Source organism: Streptomyces sp. LMG1-1-1.1, assembly GCF_040815545.1.
Taxonomy (GTDB): Bacteria; Actinomycetota; Actinomycetes; order Streptomycetales; family Streptomycetaceae; genus Streptomyces.
In genome coordinates, this window is the sequence record NZ_JBFPNH010000064.1 from 1 (window position 1) to 25,371 (window position 25,371).

25 protein-coding genes are annotated in these 25,371 nt (G+C 71.3%); 13 read left to right on the forward strand and 12 right to left on the reverse strand.

Going from position 1 to position 25,371, the window contains the following annotated elements:
• A partial coding sequence (locus tag MRBLMG1_RS30950; protein WP_367827470.1) for a multifunctional oxoglutarate decarboxylase/oxoglutarate dehydrogenase thiamine pyrophosphate-binding subunit/dihydrolipoyllysine-residue succinyltransferase subunit occupies nt 1-3,453 on the forward strand: 3,453 nt, incomplete at its 5' end.
• Nucleotides 3,454-3,554: 101 nt separating this feature from the next.
• A complete protein-coding gene (locus MRBLMG1_RS30955; protein WP_030207192.1) occupies nt 3,555-3,740 on the forward strand; it encodes a DUF6104 family protein in 186 nt (61 codons plus the stop codon).
• Between the two features lie 45 nt (nt 3,741-3,785).
• Here MRBLMG1_RS30955 and MRBLMG1_RS30960 read toward each other — a convergent pair whose 3' ends face one another.
• On the reverse strand, nt 3,786-4,637 hold the full coding sequence (locus tag MRBLMG1_RS30960) for a hypothetical protein (protein ID WP_367827471.1): 852 nt from the start codon (nt 4,635-4,637) through the stop codon (nt 3,786-3,788).
• Between the two features lie 148 nt (nt 4,638-4,785).
• Here MRBLMG1_RS30960 and MRBLMG1_RS30965 point away from each other — a divergent pair, with 148 nt between their 5' ends.
• Nucleotides 4,786-5,661: a DUF4097 family beta strand repeat-containing protein gene (locus tag MRBLMG1_RS30965; protein ID WP_367827472.1), complete on the forward strand. Its 876-nt coding sequence runs from the start codon at nt 4,786-4,788 to the stop codon at nt 5,659-5,661.
• Nucleotide 5,662: 1 nt separating this feature from the next.
• Nucleotides 5,663-6,562 carry a PadR family transcriptional regulator gene (locus MRBLMG1_RS30970; protein WP_367827473.1) on the forward strand — a complete coding sequence of 300 codons (900 nt, stop codon included), beginning with the start codon at nt 5,663-5,665 and terminating at the stop codon, nt 6,560-6,562.
• Nucleotides 6,563-6,691: 129 nt separating this feature from the next.
• On the opposite strand, the gene MRBLMG1_RS30975 is transcribed toward MRBLMG1_RS30970, so the two are convergent.
• From MRBLMG1_RS30975 to MRBLMG1_RS30985, 3 genes are all read right to left on the reverse strand, one after another.
• Nucleotides 6,692-8,140, reverse strand: a complete 1,449-nt coding sequence (locus MRBLMG1_RS30975) for a cellulase family glycosylhydrolase (protein ID WP_414721686.1) — start codon at nt 8,138-8,140, stop codon at nt 6,692-6,694.
• Nucleotides 8,141-8,222: 82 nt separating this feature from the next.
• On the reverse strand, nt 8,223-9,188 hold the full coding sequence (locus tag MRBLMG1_RS30980; RefSeq protein ID WP_367827474.1) for a zinc-binding dehydrogenase: 966 nt from the start codon (nt 9,186-9,188) through the stop codon (nt 8,223-8,225).
• Between the two features lie 140 nt (nt 9,189-9,328).
• Complete coding sequence (locus tag MRBLMG1_RS30985) at nt 9,329-10,540, reverse strand: NAD(P)-dependent malic enzyme (protein ID WP_367827475.1); 1,212 nt, start codon at nt 10,538-10,540, stop codon at nt 9,329-9,331.
• 536 nt (nt 10,541-11,076) lie between these two features.
• On the opposite strand from MRBLMG1_RS30985, the gene MRBLMG1_RS30990 reads away from it, so the two are divergent.
• The 3 genes from MRBLMG1_RS30990 to MRBLMG1_RS31000 are packed head-to-tail and all read left to right on the forward strand — an operon-like array spanning nt 11,077 to nt 13,798.
• Nucleotides 11,077-12,054 carry an ABC transporter substrate-binding protein gene (locus MRBLMG1_RS30990; RefSeq protein WP_367827476.1) on the forward strand — a complete coding sequence of 326 codons (978 nt, stop codon included), beginning with the start codon at nt 11,077-11,079 and terminating at the stop codon, nt 12,052-12,054.
• A 29-nt stretch (nt 12,055-12,083) separates the two neighbouring features.
• On the forward strand, nt 12,084-13,040 hold the full coding sequence (locus MRBLMG1_RS30995) for an amino acid ABC transporter permease (RefSeq protein WP_414721685.1): 957 nt from the start codon (nt 12,084-12,086) through the stop codon (nt 13,038-13,040).
• Complete coding sequence (locus tag MRBLMG1_RS31000; RefSeq protein WP_367827477.1) at nt 13,037-13,798, forward strand: amino acid ABC transporter ATP-binding protein; 762 nt, start codon at nt 13,037-13,039, stop codon at nt 13,796-13,798. Before MRBLMG1_RS30995 ends, MRBLMG1_RS31000 begins: the two co-directional genes overlap by 4 nt.
• Nucleotides 13,799-13,954: 156 nt before the next feature.
• Here the strand turns inward: MRBLMG1_RS31000 and MRBLMG1_RS31005 are convergent, their stop codons facing one another.
• Complete coding sequence (locus MRBLMG1_RS31005) at nt 13,955-14,704, reverse strand: class I SAM-dependent methyltransferase (RefSeq protein ID WP_367827478.1); 750 nt, start codon at nt 14,702-14,704, stop codon at nt 13,955-13,957.
• A gap of 97 nt (nt 14,705-14,801) precedes the next feature.
• Between MRBLMG1_RS31005 and MRBLMG1_RS31010 the strand changes: the two genes are divergently transcribed.
• Nucleotides 14,802-15,431 carry a CGNR zinc finger domain-containing protein gene (locus tag MRBLMG1_RS31010; protein WP_367827479.1) on the forward strand — a complete coding sequence of 210 codons (630 nt, stop codon included), beginning with the start codon at nt 14,802-14,804 and terminating at the stop codon, nt 15,429-15,431.
• On the opposite strand, the gene sodX is transcribed toward MRBLMG1_RS31010, so the two are convergent.
• Nucleotides 15,335-15,769 (reverse strand): nickel-type superoxide dismutase maturation protease, encoded by a 435-nt coding sequence (gene sodX, locus MRBLMG1_RS31015; RefSeq protein WP_367827480.1) that lies wholly within the window; start codon nt 15,767-15,769, stop codon nt 15,335-15,337. The genes MRBLMG1_RS31010 and sodX overlap by 97 nt on opposite strands.
• Before the next feature lie 162 nt (nt 15,770-15,931).
• Between sodX and sodN the strand changes: the two genes are divergently transcribed.
• Nucleotides 15,932-16,327, forward strand: a complete 396-nt coding sequence (gene sodN / locus MRBLMG1_RS31020; RefSeq protein WP_367827481.1) for a superoxide dismutase, Ni — start codon at nt 15,932-15,934, stop codon at nt 16,325-16,327.
• Nucleotides 16,328-16,451: 124 nt separating this feature from the next.
• On the opposite strand, the gene MRBLMG1_RS31025 is transcribed toward sodN, so the two are convergent.
• On the reverse strand, nt 16,452-16,940 hold the full coding sequence (locus MRBLMG1_RS31025) for a GNAT family N-acetyltransferase (protein ID WP_367827482.1): 489 nt from the start codon (nt 16,938-16,940) through the stop codon (nt 16,452-16,454).
• Entirely contained in the window at nt 16,937-17,905 is a 969-nt protein-coding gene (locus tag MRBLMG1_RS31030; protein ID WP_367827483.1) for a LysR substrate-binding domain-containing protein, read from the reverse strand. Before MRBLMG1_RS31030 ends, MRBLMG1_RS31025 begins: the two co-directional genes overlap by 4 nt.
• 185 nt (nt 17,906-18,090) lie before the next feature.
• On the opposite strand from MRBLMG1_RS31030, the gene snpA reads away from it, so the two are divergent.
• Nucleotides 18,091-18,738, forward strand: a complete 648-nt coding sequence (gene snpA, locus MRBLMG1_RS31035) for a snapalysin (RefSeq protein ID WP_367827484.1) — start codon at nt 18,091-18,093, stop codon at nt 18,736-18,738.
• 85 nt (nt 18,739-18,823) lie between these two features.
• On the opposite strand, the gene MRBLMG1_RS31040 is transcribed toward snpA, so the two are convergent.
• The gene (locus MRBLMG1_RS31040; RefSeq protein WP_367827485.1) at nt 18,824-19,258 is read right to left on the reverse strand and encodes a DUF6304 family protein; all 435 of its coding nucleotides are present in this window, start codon (nt 19,256-19,258) and stop codon (nt 18,824-18,826) included.
• 324 nt (nt 19,259-19,582) lie between these two features.
• A complete protein-coding gene (locus tag MRBLMG1_RS31045) occupies nt 19,583-20,164 on the reverse strand; it encodes a dihydrofolate reductase family protein (protein WP_367827486.1) in 582 nt (193 codons plus the stop codon).
• A gap of 125 nt (nt 20,165-20,289) precedes the next feature.
• Between MRBLMG1_RS31045 and MRBLMG1_RS31050 the strand changes: the two genes are divergently transcribed.
• The gene (locus MRBLMG1_RS31050) at nt 20,290-20,865 is read left to right on the forward strand and encodes a TetR/AcrR family transcriptional regulator (protein ID WP_367827487.1); all 576 of its coding nucleotides are present in this window, start codon (nt 20,290-20,292) and stop codon (nt 20,863-20,865) included.
• 15 nt (nt 20,866-20,880) lie between these two features.
• Here the strand turns inward: MRBLMG1_RS31050 and MRBLMG1_RS31055 are convergent, their stop codons facing one another.
• Both MRBLMG1_RS31055 and MRBLMG1_RS31060 read right to left on the reverse strand, forming a co-directional pair.
• Nucleotides 20,881-21,924: a family 2 encapsulin nanocompartment cargo protein polyprenyl transferase gene (locus MRBLMG1_RS31055; RefSeq protein ID WP_367827493.1), complete on the reverse strand. Its 1,044-nt coding sequence runs from the start codon at nt 21,922-21,924 to the stop codon at nt 20,881-20,883.
• An 89-nt stretch (nt 21,925-22,013) separates the two neighbouring features.
• On the reverse strand, nt 22,014-23,429 hold the full coding sequence (locus tag MRBLMG1_RS31060; RefSeq protein ID WP_367827488.1) for a family 2B encapsulin nanocompartment shell protein: 1,416 nt from the start codon (nt 23,427-23,429) through the stop codon (nt 22,014-22,016).
• 253 nt (nt 23,430-23,682) lie between these two features.
• Between MRBLMG1_RS31060 and MRBLMG1_RS31065 the strand changes: the two genes are divergently transcribed.
• Together MRBLMG1_RS31065 and MRBLMG1_RS31070 are read left to right on the forward strand one after the other, a co-directional pair.
• Nucleotides 23,683-24,273: an N-acetylmuramoyl-L-alanine amidase gene (locus tag MRBLMG1_RS31065; protein ID WP_367827489.1), complete on the forward strand. Its 591-nt coding sequence runs from the start codon at nt 23,683-23,685 to the stop codon at nt 24,271-24,273.
• A gap of 28 nt (nt 24,274-24,301) precedes the next feature.
• Nucleotides 24,302-25,192: a 1-aminocyclopropane-1-carboxylate deaminase/D-cysteine desulfhydrase gene (locus MRBLMG1_RS31070; protein WP_367827490.1), complete on the forward strand. Its 891-nt coding sequence runs from the start codon at nt 24,302-24,304 to the stop codon at nt 25,190-25,192.
• Nucleotides 25,193-25,371 lie beyond the last annotated feature (179 nt).

Consider the following 25,371-nt stretch of genomic DNA (forward strand, 5'->3'; position numbering starts at 1 on the left):
GGGCCGGCCTCCGCCGCGCGGGTCGCCGTCCACGGCGCCGCCGCTCCGGCGCCGGCCAAGGCCGCCCCGGCCGCCGAGGCCCCCGCGGGCCCGGAGCTGATCACGCTGCGCGGCCCCGCCGCCGCGGTCGCGAAGAACATGAACGCCTCCCTCGAGGTGCCGACGGCCACGTCCGTCCGCGCCGTCCCGGTGAAGCTGCTCTTCGACAACCGGATCGTGATCAACAACCACCTGAAGCGCGCCCGGGGCGGGAAGATCTCCTTCACGCACCTGATCGGCTACGCGATGGTGCAGGCGATCAAGGCCATGCCGTCGATGAACTACTCCTTCGCGGAGAAGGACGGCAAGCCGACCCTGGTCAAGCCGGAGCACGTGAACTTCGGTCTCGCGATCGACCTGGTGAAGCCCAACGGCGACCGCCAGCTCGTCGTCGCGGGCATCAAGAAGGCCGAGACGCTCAACTTCTTCGAGTTCTGGCAGGCGTACGAGGACATCGTCAAGCGGGCCCGCGTGGGCAAGCTGACGATGGAGGACTTCACCGGCGTCACGGTCTCCCTGACCAACCCCGGCGGCCTCGGCACCGTCCACTCCGTGCCGCGTCTGATGCCCGGACAGTCGGTCATCATGGGCGTCGGCTCGATGGACTACCCGGCCGAGTTCCAGGGCACCTCCCAGGACACCCTGAACAAGCTGGGCATCTCCAAGGTCATGACCCTGACCTCGACGTACGACCACCGGGTCATCCAGGGCGCCGCCTCCGGCGAGTTCCTGCGCGTCGTCGCCAACTACCTCCTCGGCGAGGAGGGCTTCTACGACGACATCTTCAAGGCCCTGCGCATCCCCTACGAGCCGGTCCGCTGGCTCAAGGACATCGACGCGTCGCACGACGACGACGTCACCAAGGCCGCGCGGGTCTTCGAGCTGATCCACTCCTACCGGGTCCGCGGCCACGTCATGGCCGACACCGACCCGCTGGAGTACAAGCAGCGCAAGCACCCCGACCTGGACATCACCGAGCACGGCCTCACCCTGTGGGACCTGGAGCGCGAGTTCGCGGTCGGCGGCTTCGCCGGCAAGTCGATGATGAAGCTCCGCGACATCCTCGGCGTGCTGCGCGACTCGTACTGCCGCACCACCGGCGTCGAGTTCATGCACATCCAGGACCCGAAGCAGCGCAAGTGGATCCAGGACCGCGTCGAGCGCCCGCACTCCCGCGTGGAGCGCGAGGAGCAGCTGCGGATCCTGCGCCGGCTGAACGCGGCGGAGGCCTTCGAGACCTTCCTGCAGACGAAGTACGTCGGCCAGAAGCGCTTCTCCCTGGAGGGCGGCGAGTCCGTCATCCCGCTGCTCGACGCGGTCATCGACTCGGCCGCCGAGTCGCGCCTCGACGAGGTCGTCATCGGCATGGCCCACCGCGGCCGCCTGAACGTCCTCGCGAACATCGTCGGCAAGTCGTACGCGCAGATCTTCCGCGAGTTCGAGGGCAACCTCGACCCGAAGTCGATGCACGGCTCCGGCGACGTCAAGTACCACCTGGGCGCCGAGGGCACCTTCGTCGGTCTCGACGGCGAGGAGATCAAGGTCTCCCTGGCCGCCAACCCCTCGCACCTGGAGGCGGTCGACCCGGTCCTGGAAGGCATCGTCCGCGCCAAGCAGGACGTCATCAACAAGGGCGGCACGGACTTCACCGTCCTGCCCGTCGCCCTGCACGGTGACGCGGCCTTCGCCGGCCAGGGCGTCGTCGCCGAGACGCTGAACATGTCGCAGCTGCGCGGCTACCGCACCGGCGGCACGGTCCACATCGTCATCAACAACCAGGTCGGCTTCACCGCCGCCCCGGAGTCGTCGCGTTCCTCGATGTACGCGACCGACGTGGCCCGCATGATCGAGGCGCCGATCTTCCACGTGAACGGCGACGACCCGGAGGCCGTGGTCCGCGTCGCGCGGCTCGCCTTCGAGTTCCGCCAGACGTTCAACAAGGACGTCGTGATCGACCTCATCTGCTACCGCCGCCGCGGTCACAACGAGGGCGACAACCCGCAGTTCACCAACCCGCAGATGTACAACCTGATCGACAAGAAGCGTTCGGTGCGCAAGCTGTACACCGAGTCGCTCATCGGTCGCGGCGACATCACCCTCGAAGAGGCGGAGCAGGCGCTCCAGGACTTCCAGGGCCAGCTGGAGAAGGTGTTCGCGGAGGTCCGCGAGGCCACCAACGCGCCGGCGGCGACGACCGTGCCGGACGCCAAGGCGGCCTTCCCGGTCGGCGTCACCACCGCGGTCTCCCAGGAGGTCGTGAAGCGGATCGCCGAGTCGCAGGTCAGCATCCCGGAGCGGATCACGGTCCACCCGCGTCTGCTGCCGCAGATGCAGCGCCGTGCCGCCTCCATCGACGACGGCACCATCGACTGGGGCTTCGGCGAGACCCTCGCCATCGGCTCGCTGCTGATGGAGGGCACCCCGGTCCGGCTCTCCGGCCAGGACTCCCGCCGCGGCACCTTCGGCCAGCGTCACGCGGTCCTGGTGGACCAGGAGACCGGCGAGGACTTCACCCCGCTGCTCTACCTGACCGACGAGCAGGCCCACTACAACGTCTACGACTCGCTGCTCAGCGAGTACGCGGCGATGGGCTTCGAGTACGGCTACTCCCTGGAGCGCCCGGACGCCCTGGTCATCTGGGAGGCCCAGTTCGGTGACTTCGTCAACGGCGCGCAGACCGTCGTCGACGAGTTCATCTCCTCGGCCGAGCAGAAGTGGGGCCAGACCTCCGGCGTCACGCTGCTCCTGCCGCACGGCTACGAGGGCCAGGGCCCGGACCACTCGTCCGCGCGCCCGGAGCGCTTCCTCCAGATGTGCGCCCAGGACAACATGACGGTCGCCATGCCGACGCTGCCGTCGAACTACTTCCACCTGCTGCGCTGGCAGGTCCACAACCCGCACCACAAGCCGCTCATCGTCTTCACCCCGAAGTCGATGCTGCGCCTGAAGGCCGCGGCGTCCAAGGTGGAGGAGTTCACCACCGGCGGCTTCCGCCCGGTGATCGGCGACACGACGGTCGACCCGGCCGGCGTCCGCAAGGTCGTCTTCTGCGCCGGCAAGGTCTACTACGACCTGGAGGCCGAGCGTCAGAAGCGCGGTGACACGGAGACCGCGATCATCCGTCTGGAGCGCCTGTACCCGCTGCCGGGTGCCGAGCTCCAGGCCGAGATCGCCAAGTACCCGAACGCCGCGAAGTACATCTGGGCGCAGGAGGAGCCGGCGAACCAGGGTGCGTGGCCGTTCATCGCGCTCAACCTGATCGACCACCTGGACCTGGCGGTCGGTGCGGACATCCCGGCGGGCGAGCGCCTGCGCCGGATCTCGCGTCCGCACTCGTCGTCCCCGGCGGTCGGCTCGGCCAAGCGTCACCAGGCGGAGCAGCAGCAGCTGGTCAACGAGGTCTTCGAGGCCTGATCGACCACCCCGCCGGCGCACGGACTCCGTGCGCCGGCGGAAGGAGGCCCGGCACCCAGGTGGGTGCCGGGCCTCCGGCGTGCGCGGCCTATCCTGGGCGCATGTACTTCACCGACCGTGGCATCGAGGAACTGGAGAAGCGGCGCGGCGAGGAGGAGGTCACCTTCGAGTGGCTCGCCGAGCAGCTGCGGACCTTCGTCGACCTCAACCCCGACTTCGAGGTGCCGGTCGAGCGCCTCGCGACCTGGCTGGCCCGTCTGGACGACGACGAGGACGACGAGGAGTAGGAAGCGCGCCCGGCGGCGCGATCACTCCCCCGGTCGGCGGCGCGGTCACTCCCGCGGCCGGTCGCAGGCGAGCCCGAGCGCCCCGTGGGCGACGAGCAGCGCCCCGGCCGTCGCCCAGCCGCCGCTGCGCCTGCCGATGCCCCAGGCGAGCAGCGGTACCCCCGCGGCCAGCTGCACCCCGCTCAGGGCGCGCGCCAGTGGGCCGCGCAGGTACGAGCCGAGGGGCCCCTCCGCCACCGCGTCGAGTTCGGCGCGCACGGCGTCGCCTCCCCAGGCCTTCAGCTTCGTCAGGGCGGGGGCGATCCCGTCGCCGGGCCCTTCGAGCTGCTCGGCGCCCTGGGCCAGGGCGACGGAGCGGAGCCGGTCGGCGTTCTCGCCGGGCGTGAGGCCGGTCGGCAGGGCGAGGCCGGCGCGGGCGAGGACGGCGACGACGCCGACGAGACGGGCGTGGGCGTCGGCTTCCGGGTCGGCCTCGGTGAGCGGTTCCAGGGCCTGTACGTCCAGGACGGGGTCGAGGGCGAGCCGGGCGGCGAAGGTCCGCATGGCCTCGTCCTCGCCGACGGGGGTGCCGTCCGCGAGCCAGGTGTAGCCGACGGTCCGGCGGAAGCCGGCGGCGAGCGTGAGTCCGGCCCGTTCGCGGTCCCACCACAGCGCGACGACGGGCCAGGTGGCGGCGGAGACCGCGAGCGCGGTGGCCCAGCCGGTGACGACCTGTTCGACCGGCTCCCCGCCGTGCAGCCAGGGCTTCCCCTCCGGTACGAGCACGCTCCAGCCGGCGCCCGCGGGGGCGAGGAGCAGCTGCTCCCTGAGGAGGCCGGCGGGCGGGCGGACCGCCGGGGGGTCGGCACGGCAGAGCAGCAGCGCCCCGACGGGGTTCGGTCCGGATGTCGCGTTCATGGCCCTACGCTAGGCCAATTTGTCCGCATACGAGGTTAATTGACCCCACCCTGTCAGGGGAGAGTCAGGGTTGACTTCCCTTCGCCGCGATATATCGTGTCTATCGAGAGACGCGATATGTTGCGTTGCCGAACGGGAGGTCAGCACCATGACAGAGTGGTCCGTCACCGAGCCGGTGAAACTCGCGCCGGCCGGCCCCGTCACGCGCCTGCAGGTCCGCATCGTCAACGGCGCGGTGAACGTGGTGGGGACCGACGAGGATTCCGTCCGCGTGGAGATCTCCGAGATCGAGGGCCCGCCCCTGATCGTGTCGCAGGACGGCTCCACGCTGACCGTGAGCTACGAGGACCTTCAGTGGAAGAGCATCCTCAAATGGCTCGACCGCAAGGAGTTCAAGCGCCGGGCCGTCGTCTCCGTCGCCGTCCCCGCGGGCGTCGACGTCGAGGTGGGGGTCGTCGGAGCCGAGGCCGTCGTCTCCGGCGTCAGCGGGCGTACGGAGGTGCGGGGCGTCACGGGCGACACCACCCTCCTCGGGCTTTCGGGCCCGGTCCGCGCCGAGAGCGTCTCGGGCAACCTGGCGGCGCAGTCGGTGACGGGCGCCCTGCGGATCAACTCGGTGACCGGCGACGTCACGGTGATCGAGGGCGCGGGCGCCTCGGTGAAGGCCGACACGGTCAGCGGCGACATGGTCGTCGACCTCGACCCGGCCGAGCTCGGCGGACCGCCCGCGGACATCCGGCTCACCAGCGTCTCCGGCGAGGTCGCCATCCGGCTGCCGCACCCGGCGGACGCCCGGGTCGAGGCGAGCACCACCAGCGGCTCCGTGTCGAACGCCTTCGAGGACCTGCGCGTGGGCGGCATGTGGGGCGCCAAGACCATCACCGGCACCCTGGGCGCCGGCCGGGGCACGCTCAAGGCGACCACCGTCTCCGGCTCCATCGCCCTGCTCCGCCGCCCCGAGGCGAACGAGGACACCGGCGCCACCCCGTCTCCCGCCCCCTCCGCGACCGGAAAGGTGCTCTGACATGCCCCCCGTCTTCGCGCACGGCCGCCTGCGCCTCTATCTGCTCAAGCTGCTCGACGAGGCCCCCCGCCACGGCTACGAGGTGATCCGCCTCCTGGAGGAGCGGTTCCAGGGGCTCTACGCGCCGTCGGCCGGCACGGTCTACCCGCGGCTCGCCAAGCTGGAGGCCGAGGGCCTCGTCACCCACGCCAGCGAGGGCGGCCGGAAGGTCTACTCGATCACCGCCGAGGGCCGCGCCGAGCTGGCCGGGCGCGACGCCGAACTGGACGACCTGGAGCGGGAGATCCGCGAGTCGGTGTCGGAGCTGGCGGCGGAGATCCGGGACGACGTGCGCGGTGCGGCCGGCCGGGTGCGCAGCGAGATGCGCGCGGAGGCGGGACGGACCCGGGGTGCGGAGTTCTCCGCCTTCGCCGAGGCCAAGGAGGAGCTGCGCCGGGTCGGGCAGGAGTGGAAGGAACAGGCCCGCGAGGCCCGCGCCGAGGCCAGGTCGGCGCGCCGCCAGGCGAGCGAGTTCCAGCGGATCGCCCAGCAGGTGCAAGAGGAGGTCCAGGACCACTTCTCGCGCGGCGACTGGCCCAAGGGGGTCTGGGAGGGGATCTCGGACATCACGGCCCAGCTCGGCGGCCTGGTCGCGGGCACGACCCACCCGAAGGCCGCCGCCCAGGAGCCGCCGTTCGCGGAGGCCCCGGCCGCCGACGCTCCGGAGTGGGCCCGGGAGACCGAGCCCTCCGGCGACCCGGCCCGCGACCTCGACCGACTGCTCGACCGCTTCCGCGACGAGATCCGTGACGCGGCCCGCGACCACGGGGTGACCCAGGAGCAGCTGACCGAGACCCGCCACCACCTCTCGACGGCCGCGATCCACATCACCGGCCTGCTGCACCCGCGCCCCAAGGCATGACCCCGGGCGCCGGGGCCGGCCCGGGCAGGCCGCGTCAGGCCGGTCCGCCGTGGTCGGCCGGCCTCGATCTTCCTTGCGGTCGGCCTTGCGGTCGACCTTCGTTCAGCCTTGCGGTCGGCCGGTCGGGGTTCAGCCGCGGGTGGCGGTGACCGTCACCCGGGCGCCGGGGGCGGCCAGGACCCAGGCCCGGCCGGGGGCCTTGCGGAGGACGACGGCGCCGCCGCGGGCCGTCAGGCGCCAGTTGCCGGGCGGCAGGGAGAGCTCGGTGACACGGGAGCCGCGCCGGCCGGCGGCGTCGTACGACAGGCGGTAGACGCCGGCCACGGGGTCGTAGGAGCTGGAGCGGACCGTGCCCGCGACTGCCTCGGCGTACGGCTCGGCGGTCAGCTCCTTGTTCGTGCGGAACGACCCGGCGCCGTCGACCGCGCAGTAACCGCCGCCGTAGCACCACACGTAGCCCGCCCAACCGGAGCTGTAGCGGCCGAGGGAGGCCATCGCGTCGCGGTAGAAGGCGTTCATCCGCGGAAGGGAGTTGTTGAGCGGCCCCCACTCCCCCACCACGACGGGCACCTTGTACTCCTTCGGGTACCGGGTGACGGCCTGCTCGTAGCTCTCGATCCAGCCGGCGGCGGGGTCGTAGTCGGCGCCGGCCTCCATGCCCGTGTTGTAGAAGTGCGGGGCGTAGACGATCTTCGGGTCGTCGATCCGCCCGAGCCCGGTGGGCACGCCCTCGCCGACGATCGGGGTGGGCTCGACGAAGACCCAGGCGTCCCGGTCGACCGACCGGACCGCGTCCGCCAGGCGGTTGTACATCGGGGTGAGCTGGTCGCGTTCGATGCGCCGGGCCGCCGTCGGCAGGTCCTCGCCCTCCCGCAGCTCGCCCATCGGCTCGTTGATGAGGTCGTAGCCGAGGACGGCCGGGTGGTCGTCGAAGCGGTCGGCGAGCACCCGCCACATGCGGGCCTGCGCGCGCCGCAGGTCCTCGTCCTCGTAGAGGTGGGTGAACGCCCGCTGGACGGCGGGCTCGAAGTACTCGGAGAACCAGTCGTCCGGGTGCGGGGTGAAGGGCAGTCCGTCGGTCCTGGTCGCCCAGGCCGGCACGCCCCGGTGGCCGAAGGCGGGCCCGAAGACGTCCTGGTGGGCGTCGACGAGGACCTTGACGTCGTACTTCCGCGCCCAGTCCAGGATCCGTTCGATCTTCCGCAGGTAGGTCTCGCTGTACTGGCCGGGCCGGGGCTCCAGGTCGTCCCAGAAGACGAGGAGGCGGGCGAAGTCGAAGCCCTTGGCCCGCATGTCCCGGAAGTGCTTCTCGGTGATCGCGGAGAGGGCGGCGTCGCCGCTGTTGGCCTTGTCCTCGACGTTCCAGCCGCGCAGGGTGAGGACGCGGCCGTGCGTGTCGGTGAGGGCGGGGATGCCCGTCGCCGCCGGAGCGGCCGGGCCCACCGGGGAGACCGGGCCCGCCGGGGCGACCGGGGCCGCGGGGGCGACCGGGCCCGCGTGGGCGACCGGATCCGCGTGGGCGGCGGTCGGGGCGAGCAGCGCGGCGACGACGACGGCCGCCGCGGGGGTGGTTCGCAACAAGGAGGACCTCCGGCACGACAAGGTGAGTGATGTTCACGTTTCGCGTGCCGGAGATCTCATCAGGTGTACTGACGCGTCATCAAGAGGTCGTCAGCACGATCTTTCCGAAGAGTTCGCCGGAGGCCATCCTCTCGAAGCCCTCCCGTGCCCGGTCCAGCGGCAGCACGTCGTCGATGAGCGGCCGGACGCCCGTCGCCGAGCAGAACGACAGCAGGTCCTCCAGCTCGTCCTTGGAGCCCATCGTCGAACCGACGACCTTCAGCTCCAGGAAGAAGATCCGGGTCAGCTCCGCGTGGGCCGGCCGGTCGCCGCTCGTGGCACCCGAGATGACGAGCGTGCCGCCCGGCCGCAGCGACTTCACCGAGTGCGACCAGGTGGCGGCGCCGACGGTCTCGATGACGGCGTCCACCCGCTGCGGAAGCCGCGCGCCCGGCTCGTACGCCTCCACGGCCCCGAGCTCGACGGCCCGCTTCCGCTTCGCCTCGTCCCGGCTGGTGGCGTAGACCCGCAGGCCCGCCGCCTTCCCGAGGGCGATCGCCGCCGTGGCGACCCCGCCGCCCGCGCCCTGGACGAGGACCGAGTCGCCGGGCCGCACCCCGGCGTTGGTGAAGAGCATGCGGTACGCGGTCAGCCAGGCCGTGGGCAGGCAGGCGGCCTCCTCGAAGGACAGCTCCTTCGGCTTGGGCAGCACGTTCCAGCGGGGCACGGTCACCCGCTCGGCGAACGTCCCCTGGTACCGCTCGGTGAGGATGGACCGCGGCTCGTCCGGCCCCACGCCGTGACCGGTCTGGCCGATCACGGAGTGCAGGACGACCTCGTTCCCGTCCTCGTCGATGCCCGCGGCATCGCAGCCGAGGATCATCGGCAGCCTTCCCTCGGGCAGCCCCACCCCACGCAACGACCACAGGTCGTGGTGGTTCAGCGAGGCGGCCTTCACGGTCACGGTGGTCCATCCGGGCCGCACCTCGGGTTCGGGACGTTCCCCCAACTCAAGGCCGTTCAGCGGCTGGTCACGGTCGATTCGGGCAGCGTAGGCAGCGAACATGGCCCCGACCCTAGGGTCCGACGGGTGCGTGGCGGAACCACACACCCGTGTGACACACCCCCCAGTCGCCCGGCGCACATGAAGGGGCCCCGTCCCGCGCGGTGCGGAACGGGGCCCCTTCAGGGCGCTCAGGAGCGAGCTCAGCGGCGCGCGACGTCCTCGGCGCGGGCGGCGGCGGCGACCGCGGCGGCGACGGCCGGGGCGACCCGCTCGTCGAACGGCGACGGGATGACGCAGTCGGCGGCGAGCTGGTCGCCGACGACGTCCGCGATGGCGTTCGCGGCGGCGATCTTCATGCCCTCGGTGATCCGGGAGGCCCGGACCTGGAGCGCGCCGGCGAAGATGCCGGGGAACGCGAGGACGTTGTTGATCTGGTTCGGGTAGTCCGAACGGCCGGTCGCCACGACGGCCGCGTACTTGTGCGCGACGTCGGGGTGGACCTCGGGGTTCGGGTTGGCCATGGCGAACACGAAGGCGTTCGGGGCCATGGAGGCGACGGCCTCCTCGGGGACCGTGCCGCCGGAGACGCCGATGAAGACGTCGGCGCCGGCGAGGGCGGTCTCCAGGGAGCCGCTCAGGCCCGCCTTGTTGGTGAGCTCGGCGATCTCGCGCTTGACGTCGGTGAGGTCCTGGCGGTCCCGGCTGACGATGCCCTTGCGGTCGGCGACCGCCACGTCGCCGAGGCCGGCCTCCAGGAGGAACTTGGCGATGGCCACGCCGGCCGCGCCCGCGCCGGAGATGACGCCGCGGAGGTCGCCGAGGGTCCGGCCGGTCAGCTTCGCGGCGTTGCGCAGGGCCGCGAGGGTGACGATCGCGGTGCCGTGCTGGTCGTCGTGGAAGACCGGGATGTCGAGGCGCTCCTGGAGCTTGCGCTCGATCTCGAAGCACCGCGGGGCCGAGATGTCCTCCAGGTTGACGCCGCCGAAGGACGGGGCGAGCCGGACGACGGTCTCGACGATCTCGTCGGTGTCGGTGGTGGCGAGGGCGATCGGAACCGCGTCCACGCCGCCGAACTGCTTGAAGAGGATGGCCTTCCCCTCCATGACCGGGAGGGAGGCCTCCGGGCCGATGTCGCCGAGACCGAGCACGGCCGTACCGTCCGTCACGACTGCGACGACCTGGGACTTCCAGGTGTAGTCGTTGACCAGCTCGGGCTGCTCGGCGATCGCGGTGCACACCTTCGCGACGCCGGGCGTGTAAGCGAGGGACAGGTCGTCCTTGTCCCGGAGGGGCACGGTGGCCTGCACGGCCATCTTGCCGCCCCGGTGGAGGGCGAAGACAGGGTCGAAGAGCTCTTCGGGCGTTTCTTCGGTGCCGCTGTCATTGCGAGGATTGACGATCTCCGCTGCCATTGGGTTGACCCCTTAAGTCTGCTTCATTTGAGGGTGGCCGCTCCCGGTTGAGGAGGGGTGGGGAGGCACCGCGGCCGCCTTGTCGGGCAGCCGCTCGGGCGCGCCGCACAACGCGCCCTGAGCCCCGGATGAGGGGTGTAAGGATCCTTCTTACCGGACAGACGGCACCGCAGACGAGTCCATAACCTCTCGGTGACGCGACTCATACCGAGAGCATCCGGACACGGACGGAGAGCGACACGTCACCCGATGTCCCGATAGGTTCACACCCCACCCGAATGGTCGAGTTGCGCTCGTCCGAATGGCGAGATCGACCGCAGATTTTCCGGAGAAGGGGAAGGGATTCCGCAGATGGTCCGGCCTTGATGTACCGGCCTGTCGCGATTCGGGGGTCACCCGTTACCCGATTTTGACATCACTGGCCGTCGGTTTGAGGCGGTCCGAATGGCAAGATGCCGTAATCACACGAGGTCGCGGCACTCGAAGACGCGTACGCGACCTACTGGCAACTCCCTCAACGCCGGAGGAACCCGACCATGACCGCACGCTCCACGCGCTGTACGACCGTCGCCAAGACCCGCACGTCCCGTCTTGCCGCGGTCGCCGCCATCGCGGTCGCCGGCTCCATGCTGCTGACCGCCTGCGGCGACCAGACCGAAGGCGGCTCGACGCCCGAGGGCGGCACGAAGTCCGGCGCGGCCTCCACGGGCCCGCTCTTCTCCAAGCTGCCCGCGGACATCCAGCAGGCCGGCGTCATCAAGGTCGGCACGGACGCCACCTACGCCCCGATGGAGTTCAAGCAGGGCTCGACGATCGTGGGCGTCGACCCCGACATCGCCGCGGCGCTCTCCAAGCAGCTCGGCGTGAAGTTCCAGTTCGAGAGCGGCACGTTCGACACGCTGCTCACGGCCCTGCCGACCGGGCGCACCGACATCGTCATGTCCTCGATGACCGACACCAAGGCCCGCCAGGAGGGTCTGGACGACAAGGGCCAGAAGACCGGCACCGGTGTCGACTTCGTCGACTACTTCACCGCCTCCACCGGCATCCTGGTGAAGAAGGGCAACCCCGAGAACATCAAGTCGCTCGACGACCTGTGCGGCAAGAAGCTCGCGGTCCAGCGCGGCACCACGTACGAGCAGGCCGCCAAGGACCAGGCCGAGAAGTGCAAGAAGGACGGCAAGCCGGCCCTCACCTTCGAGTCCTTCCCGACCGACGCCGAGGCCCAGACCCGCGTCAAGGCGGGCGGCGCCGTCGCCGACCTGAACGACTCCCCGGTCGCCGCGTACATCGCGCAGACCGCGGGTGGCGGCAACGACTTCGAGGCCATCGCGAACAAGACGGACGCGGGCCTCTTCGGCATCGCCGTCGACAAGAAGAACACCCAGCTCCGCGACGCGCTGAAGGAAGCCCTGGACGCCGCCATCAAGGACGGCTCCTACAAGGCCGCCCTCGACAAGTGGAACGCCGGCGACGGCGCCATCCCCGCGGCCAAGATCAACGGCGGCTCCTGACTTCCCGGCACCACTGAAGGGCAGTCGTTGTGACTGACAAGTTCGACAAAGACAAGGTCGACAAGGTTCCCGCCGGGGCGTCCCCCACCCCGACGGCGATCCCGCCGGAGGCCATCAAGGCCATTCCGGTCCGCCACTACGGTCGCTGGGTCGCCGGTGTCGTCGTGGTGGCGCTGCTGGTGCTGCTCGCCGTGGCGTTCTCCCAGGGCGATGTCCGCTGGGCGACCGTCCCCGAGAAGCTGTTCGACCCCAGCATCCTCGAGGGCCTGGGGAACACGGTCCTGATCAGCGTCGCCTCCATGGCGCTGGGTCTGGTGCTCGGCGTGGTCTTCGCCGTCATGCGCCTGTCCAAGAACCCGGTGACGAGCACCGTCGCCTGGCTCTACATCTGGGTCTTCCGCGGCACCCCGGTCTACGTGCAGCTGCTGATCTGGTTCAACCTCGCCCTGATCTTCCCGATCTTCAACATCGGGTTCTACAAGGACGAGATGACCGATGTCATGACCCCCTTCCTGGCCGCCCTGCTGGGTCTCGGCCTCAACGAGGGCGCGTACATGGCGGAGATCGTCCGGGCCGGCATCCAGTCGGTCGACGAGGGCCAGACGGAGGCGTCGCACGCGCTGGGCATGAGCCAGGCCAAGACGATGCGCCGCGTGGTGCTCCCCCAGTCGATGCGGGTGATCATCCCGCCGACGGGCAACGAGTTCATCAACATGCTGAAGACCTCGTCCCTGGTCGTGGCCGTGCAGTATCCCGACCTGCTGCGGGCCGCCCAGGACATCGCCTCGACCTCGTTCGCGGTGATGGAGATGTTCTTCGTGGCCTCGATCTGGTACCTGATCCTGACCTCGGTGTTCAGCGTCGGGCAGTTCTACCTGGAGAGGCACTACGCCCGCGGCTCGCTCCGCTCCCTGCCGCCCACCCCGTGGCAGAAGATCAAGGCGAACCTCTCCCGATTCTCCAACCGTGAGGCGGTGACCCGATGACCGCCATGGTGAAGGCCGAGGGCGTCCACAAGTCGTACGGCGCCGCGCACATCCTCAAGGGCATCGACCTGGAGGTGCAGAACGGCGAGGTGTTCTGCCTGATCGGCCCGTCCGGTTCCGGCAAGTCGACCTTCCTCCGGTGCATCAACCACCTGGAGCAGATCAACGCCGGCCGGCTGTACGTCGACGGCCAGCTGGTGGGCTACCGCCAGAAGGGCGACAAGCTCTACGAGCTGAAGGACTCCGAGATCGCCGCCCAGCGCCGCGACATCGGCATGGTCTTCCAGCGCTTCAACCTCTTCCCGCACATGACGGCCCTGGCCAACGTCATGGAGGCGCCCATCCAGGTCAAGGGCGAGACCAAGGCGGTGGCGCGCGAGCGCGCCGAGCGCCTGCTCGACCGGGTCGGCCTGGGCGACAAGGCGGGGAACTACCCCTCGCAGCTCTCCGGCGGCCAGCAGCAGCGTGTCGCCATCGCCCGTGCGCTGGCGATGGAGCCGAAGCTGATGCTCTTCGACGAGCCGACCTCGGCCCTCGACCCGGAGCTCGTCGGCGACGTCCTCGACGTCATGCGGGACCTGGCCGAGTCGGGCATGACGATGGTCGTCGTCACGCACGAGATGGGCTTCGCCCGTGAGGTCGGCGACTCGCTGGTCTTCATGGACGGCGGCGTGGTGGTGGAGTCCGGCAACCCGCGCGACGTCCTGACGAACCCGCAGCACGACCGCACGAAGGCGTTCCTGTCCAAGGTGCTGTAGGCCGTGGACGAAGGGGCGGTACGGGTTCTCCCGTACCGCCCCTTCGGCTTGTCCGGCCGGTGCTGCTCACCGCTCCAGGCCGGTACTGCTCGCCGCTCCAGGCCGGCCGGTGCTGCTCACCGCTCCGGCCGGTGCGGCTTCCCGCTCCGGCCGGTACTACTTCACCGCGAGGAGCAGGGTGTCCGAGGGCGACGCCCAGACCGGGCGCGCCTCGGCGAAGCCGGCGGCGCGGAGGGCGTCCGCGTGCCAGCGCGCGGAGGGCGTGTCGCCGTCGGCGTGCTCGCCGTAGATCTCGAAGCGGCGGGCGGTGGGTCCGGCGAGGGCCGGGTCCGCGGCGGCGGCGGCCCACCACTCGGCCCAGTCCAGGGCGCCGGCGGCCTTGGCCCGGTCCATGGCGGCGTGGCGGTGGGCGCGCTCGGCGGCGTTGATGCGCGGGGTGCTCTCGTCGATCATGTGGTCGGCGTTCAGGAAGACACCGCCGTCCCGGACGAGACCGGCGAGCTGCCCGTAGAGGGCCGTCAGGGGCTCGCTGTGGAGCCAGTGGAGCGCGGTGGCGGTGAGGACGGCGTCGTACGTGTCGTGGGGCAGCCCCGCGGTCCACGCGGGGTCCTTGAGGTCGGCGGCCACGAGGGTGACGCGCGGGTCGCCGGCGAAGTGCCCTTCGGCGATGGCCAGGAGGGCCGGGTCGAGATCCACTCCAGTACTGGTGGAATCGGGGAACCTCCGGAGGAGCCGATCCGTGATACTTCCCGTACCGCAGGCGAGGTCGAGCACGCGGGGCTTCGGTCCCACGACCGCTTCGACCATGTCGAGCATCACGCGGAACCGCTCCTCGCGGTCCGGCATGTACCACTCCTGCTGACGGTCCCAGCTCCGCTGCCAGGCCGCCCAGTCGGTTCCGGTCATCGCCGTACCCTCCCCGCTCCTTCGTAATACCCTCGAAGGGGACATAGCCATTACCCCTCACGACCGAGACCCTAGCCCGCCGGAGTAAGGACTACAAGTGGAACTGGCCTATTACTCGGACTATGCCGTGCGTCTGGTCAACACCGAGGAGCCGGCCCGCAACAAGGACACCCTGACCTCCGTCGAGGTCATCCGGGAGCTCTTCGGCCCGGCCACCCAGATGGCCCGGCGGGTCACCGACCCCGACGTCAGCCGCTTCCGGTCGGTACGCGCCCGGCTGCGGGCGGTCTTCGTCGCGGCCGACGAGGGCGACCACACGGGCGCCGTCGACCTGCTGAACTCGCTCCTCCTGGAGTTCCCCGTCAGCCCCCAGATCTCCGGCCACGACCTCCTCGACGACGACGGCCGCCCCCGCTGGCACATGCACCTCGCCGACCACCCCTCGAACCCCACCGCGGGCTACGCGGCCATCGCGGCGATGGGCCTCGCCTTCCACCTGACCGAGTTCGGCGCCGACCGGCTCGGCCTCTGCCAGGCACCCCCCTGCCGCAACGCCTACCTCGACACCTCCACCAACCGCTCCCGCCGCTACTGCTCGGACCGCTGCGCGACCCGCGCCAACGTCGCCGCCTACCGGGCCCGCAAGCGCCTGGAGGCCGAACGGTCCGACCACACCGGCCTGACCGCCGAGACGAGCCAGGAGAGCGTCACCGCGGCCGACCGCTGACGCCCCGGCGTCACCGGCCGGTACCGCGCCCGCACCCGCCCGAGGACCAGCTCGGGCGGCACGGCCCCGAAGACCCGACTGTCCCCCTCGGCCGCCGGGTTGTCGCCCAGCACCCACCAGCCGCCGTCACGTCGCTCGCTCAGCCGTTTCACGATCAGCAGATCCTGCTGGAGCGGATGCCGCAGCACCGCCACGCACCCGGGCTTCAACCGCCCGCCGTAGTGCACGAACAGCCGGTCGCCGTGGAGCAGCGCCGGCACCATCGACACCCCCGTCACCTCGGCGATCCCGAACGGTGGCCCGGCCTCCGCCACCCGCTCCCGCCCCGACTCCGTCATCCGGCACCTCCCGATCCGTCCGCGCGCCCGCTCGTCCACTCGTACACGAGTCCCATGGTGACCCTGGACTTTTGACCTAAGCCCCAGGGGGCGCCCGCGAAAACGCCCTTCTCACCGAGTAATGTCCCACCTGAGAAGACGATCACGAGGAAGGACGGCTCAATGCTCTCCCGCCTGTTTGCCCCCAAGGTGACGGTCAGCGCCCACTGCGACCTCCCCTGCGGCGTGTACGACCCCGCCCAGGCCCGCATCGAGGCCGAGTCGGTCAAGGCTGTTCAGGAGAAGTACCAGGCGAACGAGGACGCGCACTTCCGCGCCCGCGCCATCGTCATCAAGGAGCAGCGCGCCGAGCTCGCCAAGCACCACGTCTCGGTGCTCTGGAGCGACTACTTCAAGGCCCCGCACTTCGAGAAGTACCCCGAGCTCAACCAGCTGGTCAACGACACCCTCAAGGCCCTCTCGGCCGCCAAGGCGTCCACCGACCCCAAGACGGGCGAGAAGGCGCTGGAACTCATCGCCGAGATCGACCGCATCTTCTGGGAGACCAAGAAGGCCTGACCTTCTTTCTCCCCGATACGCCAAGGGGCCCGGCCGTCACGGTCGGGCCCTTTGGCGTTTCGGTTCGGTCGGCCTGATCGGCAGGCCGCCCCCCGAGCCGGTTCCGGCCTGAGCACGGTCCGGTCTAGGTCAGGTCCGCGGGGAGGGTGTAGCGGCGTTTTGGCTTTGAGGTGGCGCCGAGGCGGTCGTAGAAGCGGATGGCGGCTTCGTTCCATGCGGGTGTCTGCCACTGGATCTCGGTGAGGCCGAGGGTGCGGGCTTCGGTGGTGACGGCGGCGGTGAGGAGGGGGCCGAGGCCGTGGCCGCGGGAGGCCTCGGTGAGGTAGAGGCAGTCCATGTGGAGGTACTCGGCGCCGTCCCAGGTGGAGAGTTCGGGGGCGCAGGTGGCGTAGCCCGCGAGGGTGCCGTCGGGGAGGACGGCGACGAGGCAGCGGAGGCGGGGCGGTTCGGCGCCGAAGAGGAGCCGGGAGAGGCGTTCGGCGAGGCCGGGCGCCGGGGCGGCCGCCTTCTCGTACGCGGCGTGCTCGGCGATCAGTTCGACGACCCGGGGCAGCTCCTCGGGGCGCGCGTGCCGTACGACTGCCGGGGCGGGACCGTCCTCGCGTTCGTTCATACGGTCATCATGCACGGCCCCACGGACAGTCCCGCGGCCGTCCCCTGGTCGCGGAGCCACTCGCGGTAGGGGGCGGCGCGCAGGGCGACCTCGCGGTAGGCGGAGGCGAGTTCCGCGTAGAGGAGGTCGAGGGGGGCGCCGGGGCGCGCGTAGAGGAGGAGGCGGACGGCGAGGGGGTCGCCGCGGAGGGGGCGGATGGCCATGTCCTCGCGGGGGACGGAGGTGGGCTGGCAGGGGGCGACGGCCTCGCCGATGACGATGAGCGAGGCGGCCGTGTGGTAGTCGCCGTGCAGCAGGGGCGGGTCGATGCCGGCGGCGCCGAGGACCCGGCGGAGGCCGTCCCATTCGCCGTCGACGGTCGGGTCGACCATCCAGTGGTCGTGGGCGAGGTCGGCGAGGTCGACGACGGGCCGGTCGGCGGCCGGGTGGTCGCGGGCCATGGAGATGAACTGCGGTTCGCGGGCGACGAGGATCCTGCCGTCGAGGCCGTCGGGGACCCGTAACGGGCAGCCCTCCACCTCGTGGACGAACGCGACGTCGAGCTGGCCGGCTGCGACCGCCCGCAGCAGTGCGCCGGCGGAGACGTCCATCCGGAGTCCGACGTCGGTGCCGGGCAGTCGCTGGCGCAGCCGACGCAGCCAGCCGGGGAGCGCCCGGCTGGCGGTGGAGCCGACGCGGAGTCCCGGCCCGTCGGTGCGGGCGGCCGCGGCCCGGGTCTCGGTGACGAGGGCGGCCATGTCCGCGACCAGGGGGCGGGCCCTGCTGAGCAGGGCGCGGCCGAGCGGGGTGGGGCGGCAGCCGGTGCGGCCGCGGGAGAAGAGTTCGGCGCCCAGGGAGTTCTCGATCCGGCGCAGCTGGGTGGTCAGCGAGGGCTGGCTCATGCCGAGTTGCCGCGCCGCCTTGTGCAGGCTGCCCGTGTCCGCGATGGCGCACAGCGCGCGCAGGTGTCTCACCTCCAGCTCCATGTCCCGAGGGTAGGGCGGGGGCCGGGAGTCGCACCAGATATCCGGAACCACTCAATCTCCTTGCATTCCAAGGCAGTTGGGCCCTTTACAGGGGGTGATGCGGTGGGGCTATCGGGAGTTGGCATCATCCCCGCACGCCCCGGCTGCCCCGAGACTCTCTCCGACCCCAACAGGAGGAGCCCCCCATGCGACACCCCAAGGTCCTCACCTCCCTGCTGACCGCCACCCTCGGCGTCGGCCTCGCCGCTTCCCTCGGTACGGCCCCGGCGGCCGCCACGGCGCCGGCCGCGACCGCCGGCGCCACCGTGGCGTACGCCGGTTCGGCCGAGGAGGCCAAGGCCAACCAGGCCTTCTTCGACGCCGTCGTGAAGTCGGTGGCGAAGAAGCGGGCCGCCACCCAGGGCGCGACCGCCGTCACCGTCGTCTACAGCACCGCCAACGCGCCGAGCTTCCGCACCCAGATAGCCCGCTCGGCGCAGATCTGGAACAGCTCGGTGGTGAACGTCCGGCTCGTCGAGGGAAGCAACCCGGACTTCGCGTACTACGAGGGCAACGACTCGCGCGGCTCGTACGCCAGCACCGACGGCCACGGCAGTGGGTATATCTTCCTCGACTACCGGCAGAACCAGCAGTACAACTCCACCCGCGTGACGGCCCACGAGACCGGGCACGTCCTCGGCCTGCCGGACCACTACAGCGGCCCGTGCAGCGAGCTGATGTCGGGCGGCGGTCCGGGCACGTCCTGCCAGAACGCCCAGCCGAACGCCCAGGAGCGCTCCCGGGTCGACCAGTTGTGGCGCTACGGCCTCGCTTCCGCGTTCAAGGCCTCCTGAACCGACCGGTCCTGAACGGCGGACGGCGGCGCCCCGCGAGGGGGCGCCGCCGTTCCGTCCGTTTCTCTGCCGTGTACCGGCCCCGTCAGGCCGTCTGGAGGAGCCGGCGGCCGAAGTCCGCACCGGGCGGCAGCTGGCGCTTGACCCGGTCGAGCGCCCCTTCGAAGTCGCCTCCGGCGACGCACGCCTCGAAGGCGGCGCCACCGTAGTGCAGGGTCAGGCTGAGGTCCGCGCGCTCACCGAGCGTCAGGAGGCAGGCGAGGGTGGCCTGCTGGGTGGCGCCGTCCAGGACGACGGGGAGCGGCAGGTCCCACTCCAGGACGCACCCGGTGAGGGCGTGCCCGCTCCGGCCGGCCGCGCTCTCGCCGGCGGCGCTGAGCACGGCGAAGCTCTCGCCGGTGTACTCGACCCCCCTGATCCGGGTGGCGACGTGCCGCCCGTCGGCCGTGATGACGATCGCTTCCGCGCCGCTGCGGTCCCGGTACCAGCCGGTCCAGACTTCTGTCGACTCCGATGACATGCGCGGACTGTAGCTGTACGACCGGCTCCGGCGCGCGTCCGGTCACCCCGTGGCCGGACTTCTCCCGATCTCGCCGTTCTTGCCGGTCACGTGCGTGCTCGCGGCTTCCGCCCCTTCGTACAGCACGCAGTCGGGATTGCGGCAGGGTTGCACTTCCCACTCCGGCACCCAGGCCCCGAGGACCTTGTGCCGGGTGGCCATGACGGCACGCGTCCGACCGCAGGCCGGGCACTTCGGCTCGGACCGGGGGTCCCGCGTCGTGCGAGGCACCTCGTCACCCATGCCTCCAGGGTAGGTCGCCCCGTGCCGGAGCGCTTGCCGCCGTCAGCGCTTCCTGGTGTACGTACGGACGAGCACGCCGTTCTCGAAGGCGCGGACGTCGCCGAGTTCGAAGTCGCGGGGCTCGAAGCCGGCGCCGAACATGGGCATGCCGGTGCCGTAGACCTGCGGGTAGGTCTTGATGACCAGCTCGTCGATCTCCTCGATGAGCTCGCCCGCGATGGTGGAGCCGCCGCAGAGGTAGATGCCCAGGGGGCCGTCCTCGGCCTTGAGCTCGCGGACGCGGCCGACGAGGTCGTCGGCGATCAGCTCCACACCGGGATGGGGCGTCTCGGTCAGCGAGCGGGTGGCGACGAACTCGCGCAGATGGCTGTACGGGCTGGTGACGCCGATGTCCAGGGCGAGCTGGTACGACCTCCTGCCCTGCACGATGGTGTCGAAGTGCCTGTTCTCGCCGTCGATCCCGAGCATCTCGCGCCCCTGCGTCGGGATGGTCTCGGGGTACTCGCTGCCCATCCACTGCATGTACGGGCCTTCGGTGAACTTGAACATCGACGTGGCGTCGCCCTCGGGGTCGCCGATGAAGCCGTCGATGGTGCAGGCGATGTAGTACGTGAGCTTGCGCAAACCGGTCCTCTTCGGTGGATGACGTGGCCGCGTCCGCAACCACGACAGCTATAGTGCTTCACCTGTAGTGGTTGTGCAAGGACCTTTTTCGAAGAGAACGCATTCAGGACACGAGGGAGCCCGACGTGGCGAGAAACCCGGAACGCCGTACGGCACTGCTCGACGCCGCGATCGAGGTGCTGGCGGACGAAGGTGCCCGAGGGCTGACCTTCCGGGCGGTCGACGCCCGGGCGGGGGTCCCCACGGGCACCTCGTCCAACTACTTCCACGACCGGGACCAGCTGCTCTCCCAGGTCGGCGACCGGATCTTCGTCCGACTGACCCCGGCCCCCGGCGCCGTCGAGACCGCCATGGAGCCCGCACCCAGCCGGGGACTGGTGCTCGAACTGATGCGCTGGATCGCCCGGCGTCTCGCCGCCGAGCGCACCTGCTACCTCGGACTCTTCGAGCTCCGGCTCGAAGCCGTCCGCCGCCCCGAACTGCGGACCCAGCTCACCAAGGTGCTCCGCTCCGACCTCGACGAGAACATCCGCGGGCACCTCGCCGCCGGGATGCCAGGGGACGCGGACACGGTCCGGCTGCTCTACTTCGCGCTCACCGGGCTGCTGCTCGACCACTTCACGGTCCCCGACCTCCACGGCGACCGGGACCTGGACGACCTGATCGAGACCGTGGTCGCCCGGATCGTCCCCGAGGCGTGACCGGCCCGCCCGGGATCAGCGCGTGCGCCGCGTGACGAACTCCGCGAGGGCGAGCAGGTCACCGGCGGCCGCCAGGTCCGGCACCGCCTGGGCCAGGTACTCGACCGCGCGGCCCATGCGCTCGGCCGCCTGGGCCTGCGCCCAGTCGCGCCCGCCGGCCCGCTCCACCGCGTCCGCCGCGGCCCGCACCGCCGCCGCGTCCAGGGTGGGACGGGAGTAGAGCTCGGCCAGCTCGTCCCCGGCCGGGGTGCCCGAGGTGAGCGCCGCCACCACGGGAAGCGACTTCTTGTGGGCGGCGAGATCGGCGCCGGCCGGCTTGCCCGTACGGTCCGGGTCGCCCCAGATGCCGATGAGGTCGTCGATCAGCTGGAAGGCGAGCCCCGCCTCCCGGCCGAAGGCGTCCATGGCCGCGACCTCCTCCTCGCCCGCGCCCGCGTAGAGCGCGCCGAGGGCGCAGGAGCAGCCGAGCAGGGCGCCGGTCTTGGCGGTGGCCATGGCCAGGCACTCGTCGAGGGAGACCTCGCGGGGGCCGCGCCGCTCGAAGGCGCAGTCCGCCTGCTGGCCGGCGCAGAGTTCGATGATGCAGGCGGCGAGCCGCGCGGACGCCGCGGCGGAGGCCGGGTGCGGGTCCTCGGCGAGCAGCCGCAGGGCCAGCGCGCTCATCGCGTCACCGGCCATGAGGGCGTCCGGGATCCCGAAGACGGTCCACGCGGTGGCCCGGTGCCTGCGGGTGGGGTCCTCGTCGACGATGTCGTCGTGGAGCAGGGTGAAGTTGTGCGCGAGTTCCACCGCGGCCGCGGCCTTCACGGCCTGGGCCGTCTCGGCGCCGAGGGCGCGCGCGGCGGCGAGGACGAGCGCGGGCCTGATCGCCTTGCCCGCCTGCCCGGCGTCCGGGGTGCCGTCGGCCCGCTCCCAGCCGAAGTGGTACATCGCCACCCGCCGTATGGAGCCCGGCAGGGACTCGACGGTCGAGCGCAGTTGGGGATGGACAGCGGTACGCGTCTGGTCCAGGAGCCGCACGGCCCCCTGACCGTCTGTGACGGCATCCGCGCTGGTCATGGTCACGGTCTCTTCCTTCGCGTCCTTGCGGCGGGCCGGGAGCGCCCGGGGGCGGGAGGGTTCGGTCCCCGCCCCCGGGCGTCGCCGACTCAGCGCCAGCGGCTGACCTCGACGTTCTCCAGGACACCGAGCGCGTCCGGGACGAGGACCGCGGCCGAGTAGTAGGCCGTGACCAGGTACGAGATGATCGCCTGCTCGTCGATGCCCATGAAGCGGACGGACAGGCTGGGCTCGATCTCGTCGGGCAGGCCGGTCTGGTGGAGACCGATCACGCCCTGGTCGGCCTCGCCGGTACGCATGCAGATGATCGAGGTGGTGCGGGCGTCGGACACCGGGATCTTGTTGCACGGGTAGATCGGGACGCCGCGCCAGGTCGGGATGCGGTTGCCGTTGACGTCGATGGTCTCCGGCACCAGGCCGCGCTTGTTGAGCTCGCGGCCGAAGGCGGCGATGGCGCGCGGGTGGGCGAGGAAGAGCTTGGAGCCCCGGCGGCGGGAGAGCAGCTCGTCCATGTCGTCGGGGCTGGGGACGCCGTCGTGCGGCTGGATCCGCTGCTCGTAGTCGCAGTTGGAAAGGAGGCCGAACTCCTTGTGGTTGACGAGCTCGTACTCCTGGCGCTCGCGGAGCGCCTCGACCGTGAGCCGCAACTGCTGCTCGGTCTGGTTCATCGGCTGGTTGTAGAGGTCGGCGACGCGGCTGTGCACCTTGAGCACGGTCTGGGCGACGCTCAGTTCGTACTCGCGGGGCGAGGCGTCGTAGTCGACGTACGTGTGCGGGACGACCGCCTCGCCGACGTGGCCGGCGGAGAGGTCGATGGCCGCCTCGCCGTAGGTGTTGGTGCGCTGGTCGGGCAGGGCGGCGACGGTCGCGAGGTGCGCGGCGAGGGAGACGGCGCGGTCGGCGAGGTTGCGCACGTCGTCCCGGGTGAGTTCGAGGACCGTGCAGGCCGTGGCGGCCCGGGCGGTCCACTCCCAGGTGGCGTTCTCGTCGACCAGCGAGGACTCGCCGAGGTAGGCGCCGTCGGCGAGGACGCCGAGGACGGCCTCGTCGCCGTACGGCCCCTCGCCGATCTGCTCGATCCGGCCGTGCGCGAGGAGGTGCACGCGGTCGGTGGGGGCGCCCGCGGTGGCGATCACCTCGCCCGCCGCGTACTCCCGCTGGATGCAGCGGGCCGCCAGTTCCGTGAGGGCTGCCTCGTCCTCGTAGCCGCGCAGGGCCGGGAGTTCGCCGAGCTCGGCGGGGATGACCGCGACGCGCTCCCCGGTCTGGACGAAGGTGACGCGGCCGTCACCCACGGAGTAGCTGAGCCTCCGGTTCACCCGGTACGTGCCGCCCTGCACCTGGACCCACGGCAGCGCGCGCAGGAGCCACCGGGAGGTGATCTCCTGCATCTGCGGGGCCGACTTGGTGGTCGTGGCGAGGTTCCGCGCGGCGGCGGTGCCGAGACTCTGCTGCGGCGCCTGCTGCTCCGCGCGGACGTCGTCGCCAACCGAACCAACGGACATGGAACTCCCTCTCGTATGACTGAGTTGCGAGACGAAGCCTTTCAGCACGGAACGTGTCGGCGCCATTACACATTCGAGTGGGACTGTTCGACGATCTTCGGGGCATGTCACGTGATTTCCCTCCGAACAGCGGAGCCCCACGGGTCTCCTGACACCCTGTCCGGATCGGCTCGCACACGGTCCGAACGCATGGCGGCGGAGCGGCGGAGTCCGGTATTCCGGAAGTTCACCCGTCCCCCGAAGGGAGTCCGCCATGGCCTCGCCCATGACCGCGAGCAGGTTCCTCGGCGCGCTGCGACACGAGGGCCTGACGGTCGTCCAGGTCGGCGACTGGTCCACCCACAACCGCAACCACAAGGGCCCCTGGGGCCCGGTGCACGGCGTGATGATCCACCACACCGTGACCCGGGGCACCGCGGCGACCGTACGGATCTGCCGGGACGGCCACCAGGCCCTGCCGGGGCCGCTCTGCCACGGCGTCATCGCCAAGGACGGCACGGTCCACCTCGTCGGCTACGGGCGCGCCAACCACGCGGGGCTCGGCGACGACGAGGTGCTCCGGGCGGTCATCGCGGAGCGGCGGCTGCCTCCGGACGACGAGGCCACCACGGACGGCAACCGCCACTTCTACGGCTTCGAGTGCGAGAACCTCGGGGACGGCGTGGACCCGTGGCCGAAGGTCCAGCTGGAGGCCATCGCGAAGGCGGCGGCGGCCGTGTGCCGGGCGCACGGCTGGACGCACCGCTCGGTCATCGGGCACCTGGAGTGGCAGCCGGGGAAGGTCGACCCGCGCGGTTTCACGATGGCCTCGATGCGGGAGCGGATCGCCGACCTGCTGCGCTGACCCCGCGGCGGGCGGCGAGAATGGCAGGGTGAACGCGTTCGACCCCTCCCGCCTGCGGCCCCGGCTCCCCTCGCCCCTGGAGCCGGTGGAGGACGAGCGCTTCGACCGGCACGGGCTGACGCTGCTGCTCAAGCGCGACGACCTGATCCACCCCGACCTGCCGGGCAACAAGTGGCGCAAGCTCGCGCTCAACCTGCGCGCGGCGGACGGGCGGCCCGTGCTGACCTTCGGCGGCGCGTACTCCAACCACCTGCGGGCGACGGCCGCCGCCGGCCGGCTGCTCGGCTTCCCCACGGTCGGCGTCGTACGCGGCGACGAGCTGGCCGGGCGCCCGCTCAACCCCTCCCTCGCGCGGTGCGCCGCCGACGGGATGCGGCTGGAGTTCGTGGACCGGTCCACGTACCGCGCGAAGAACGAGCCGGCGACCCTCGCGGCGCTCCTGGAGCGTGCCCCCGCGGGCGCGTACGTGGTCCCGGAGGGCGGCAGCAACGCACTCGCCGTCCAGGGGTGCGAGGCGCTCGGGCGGGAGCTCTCCGGGCTGGCGAACACGGTCGCGGTCGCCTGCGGCACGGGGGGCACGCTGGCGGGGCTCGCGGCCGGGCTCGCCCCGGGGCAGCGGGCGCTGGGCGTGCCGGTCCTGAAGGGCGGCTTCCTGGGCGGGGAGGTCCGCGCGCTCCAGCGGGCGGCGTTCGGCGGCCCCCGCGGCGACTGGTCCCTCGACGAGCGCTTCCACTGCGGGGGCTACGCGCGCACGTCCCCCGCCCTGGAGGCGTTCGCACAGGACTTCGAGGCGCGGCATGGACTCGCCATCGAGCGGCTGTATGTGGCCAAAATGCTGTTCGGCCTCGTGACGCTCGCGGAAGAGGGCGCGTTCCCGGCGGGCACCCGGCTCGCCGCGGTGGTGACGGGAGCGCCCTGAGGGCCGGGGCGGGGCGCCGGGGCCGGACGGGGCCTCGGCCGGACGGGACCGGCTAGACGAATAAGTCCGAAGTCTGCGGGCGCATGAAGCGAGGGTCTCGTTGGTTCGTTTGTGACGACAAACCTCAAGACCCTCGCAACAGCACTTTACGTGAGGATCGATGACTCTCTGGCAGGAAC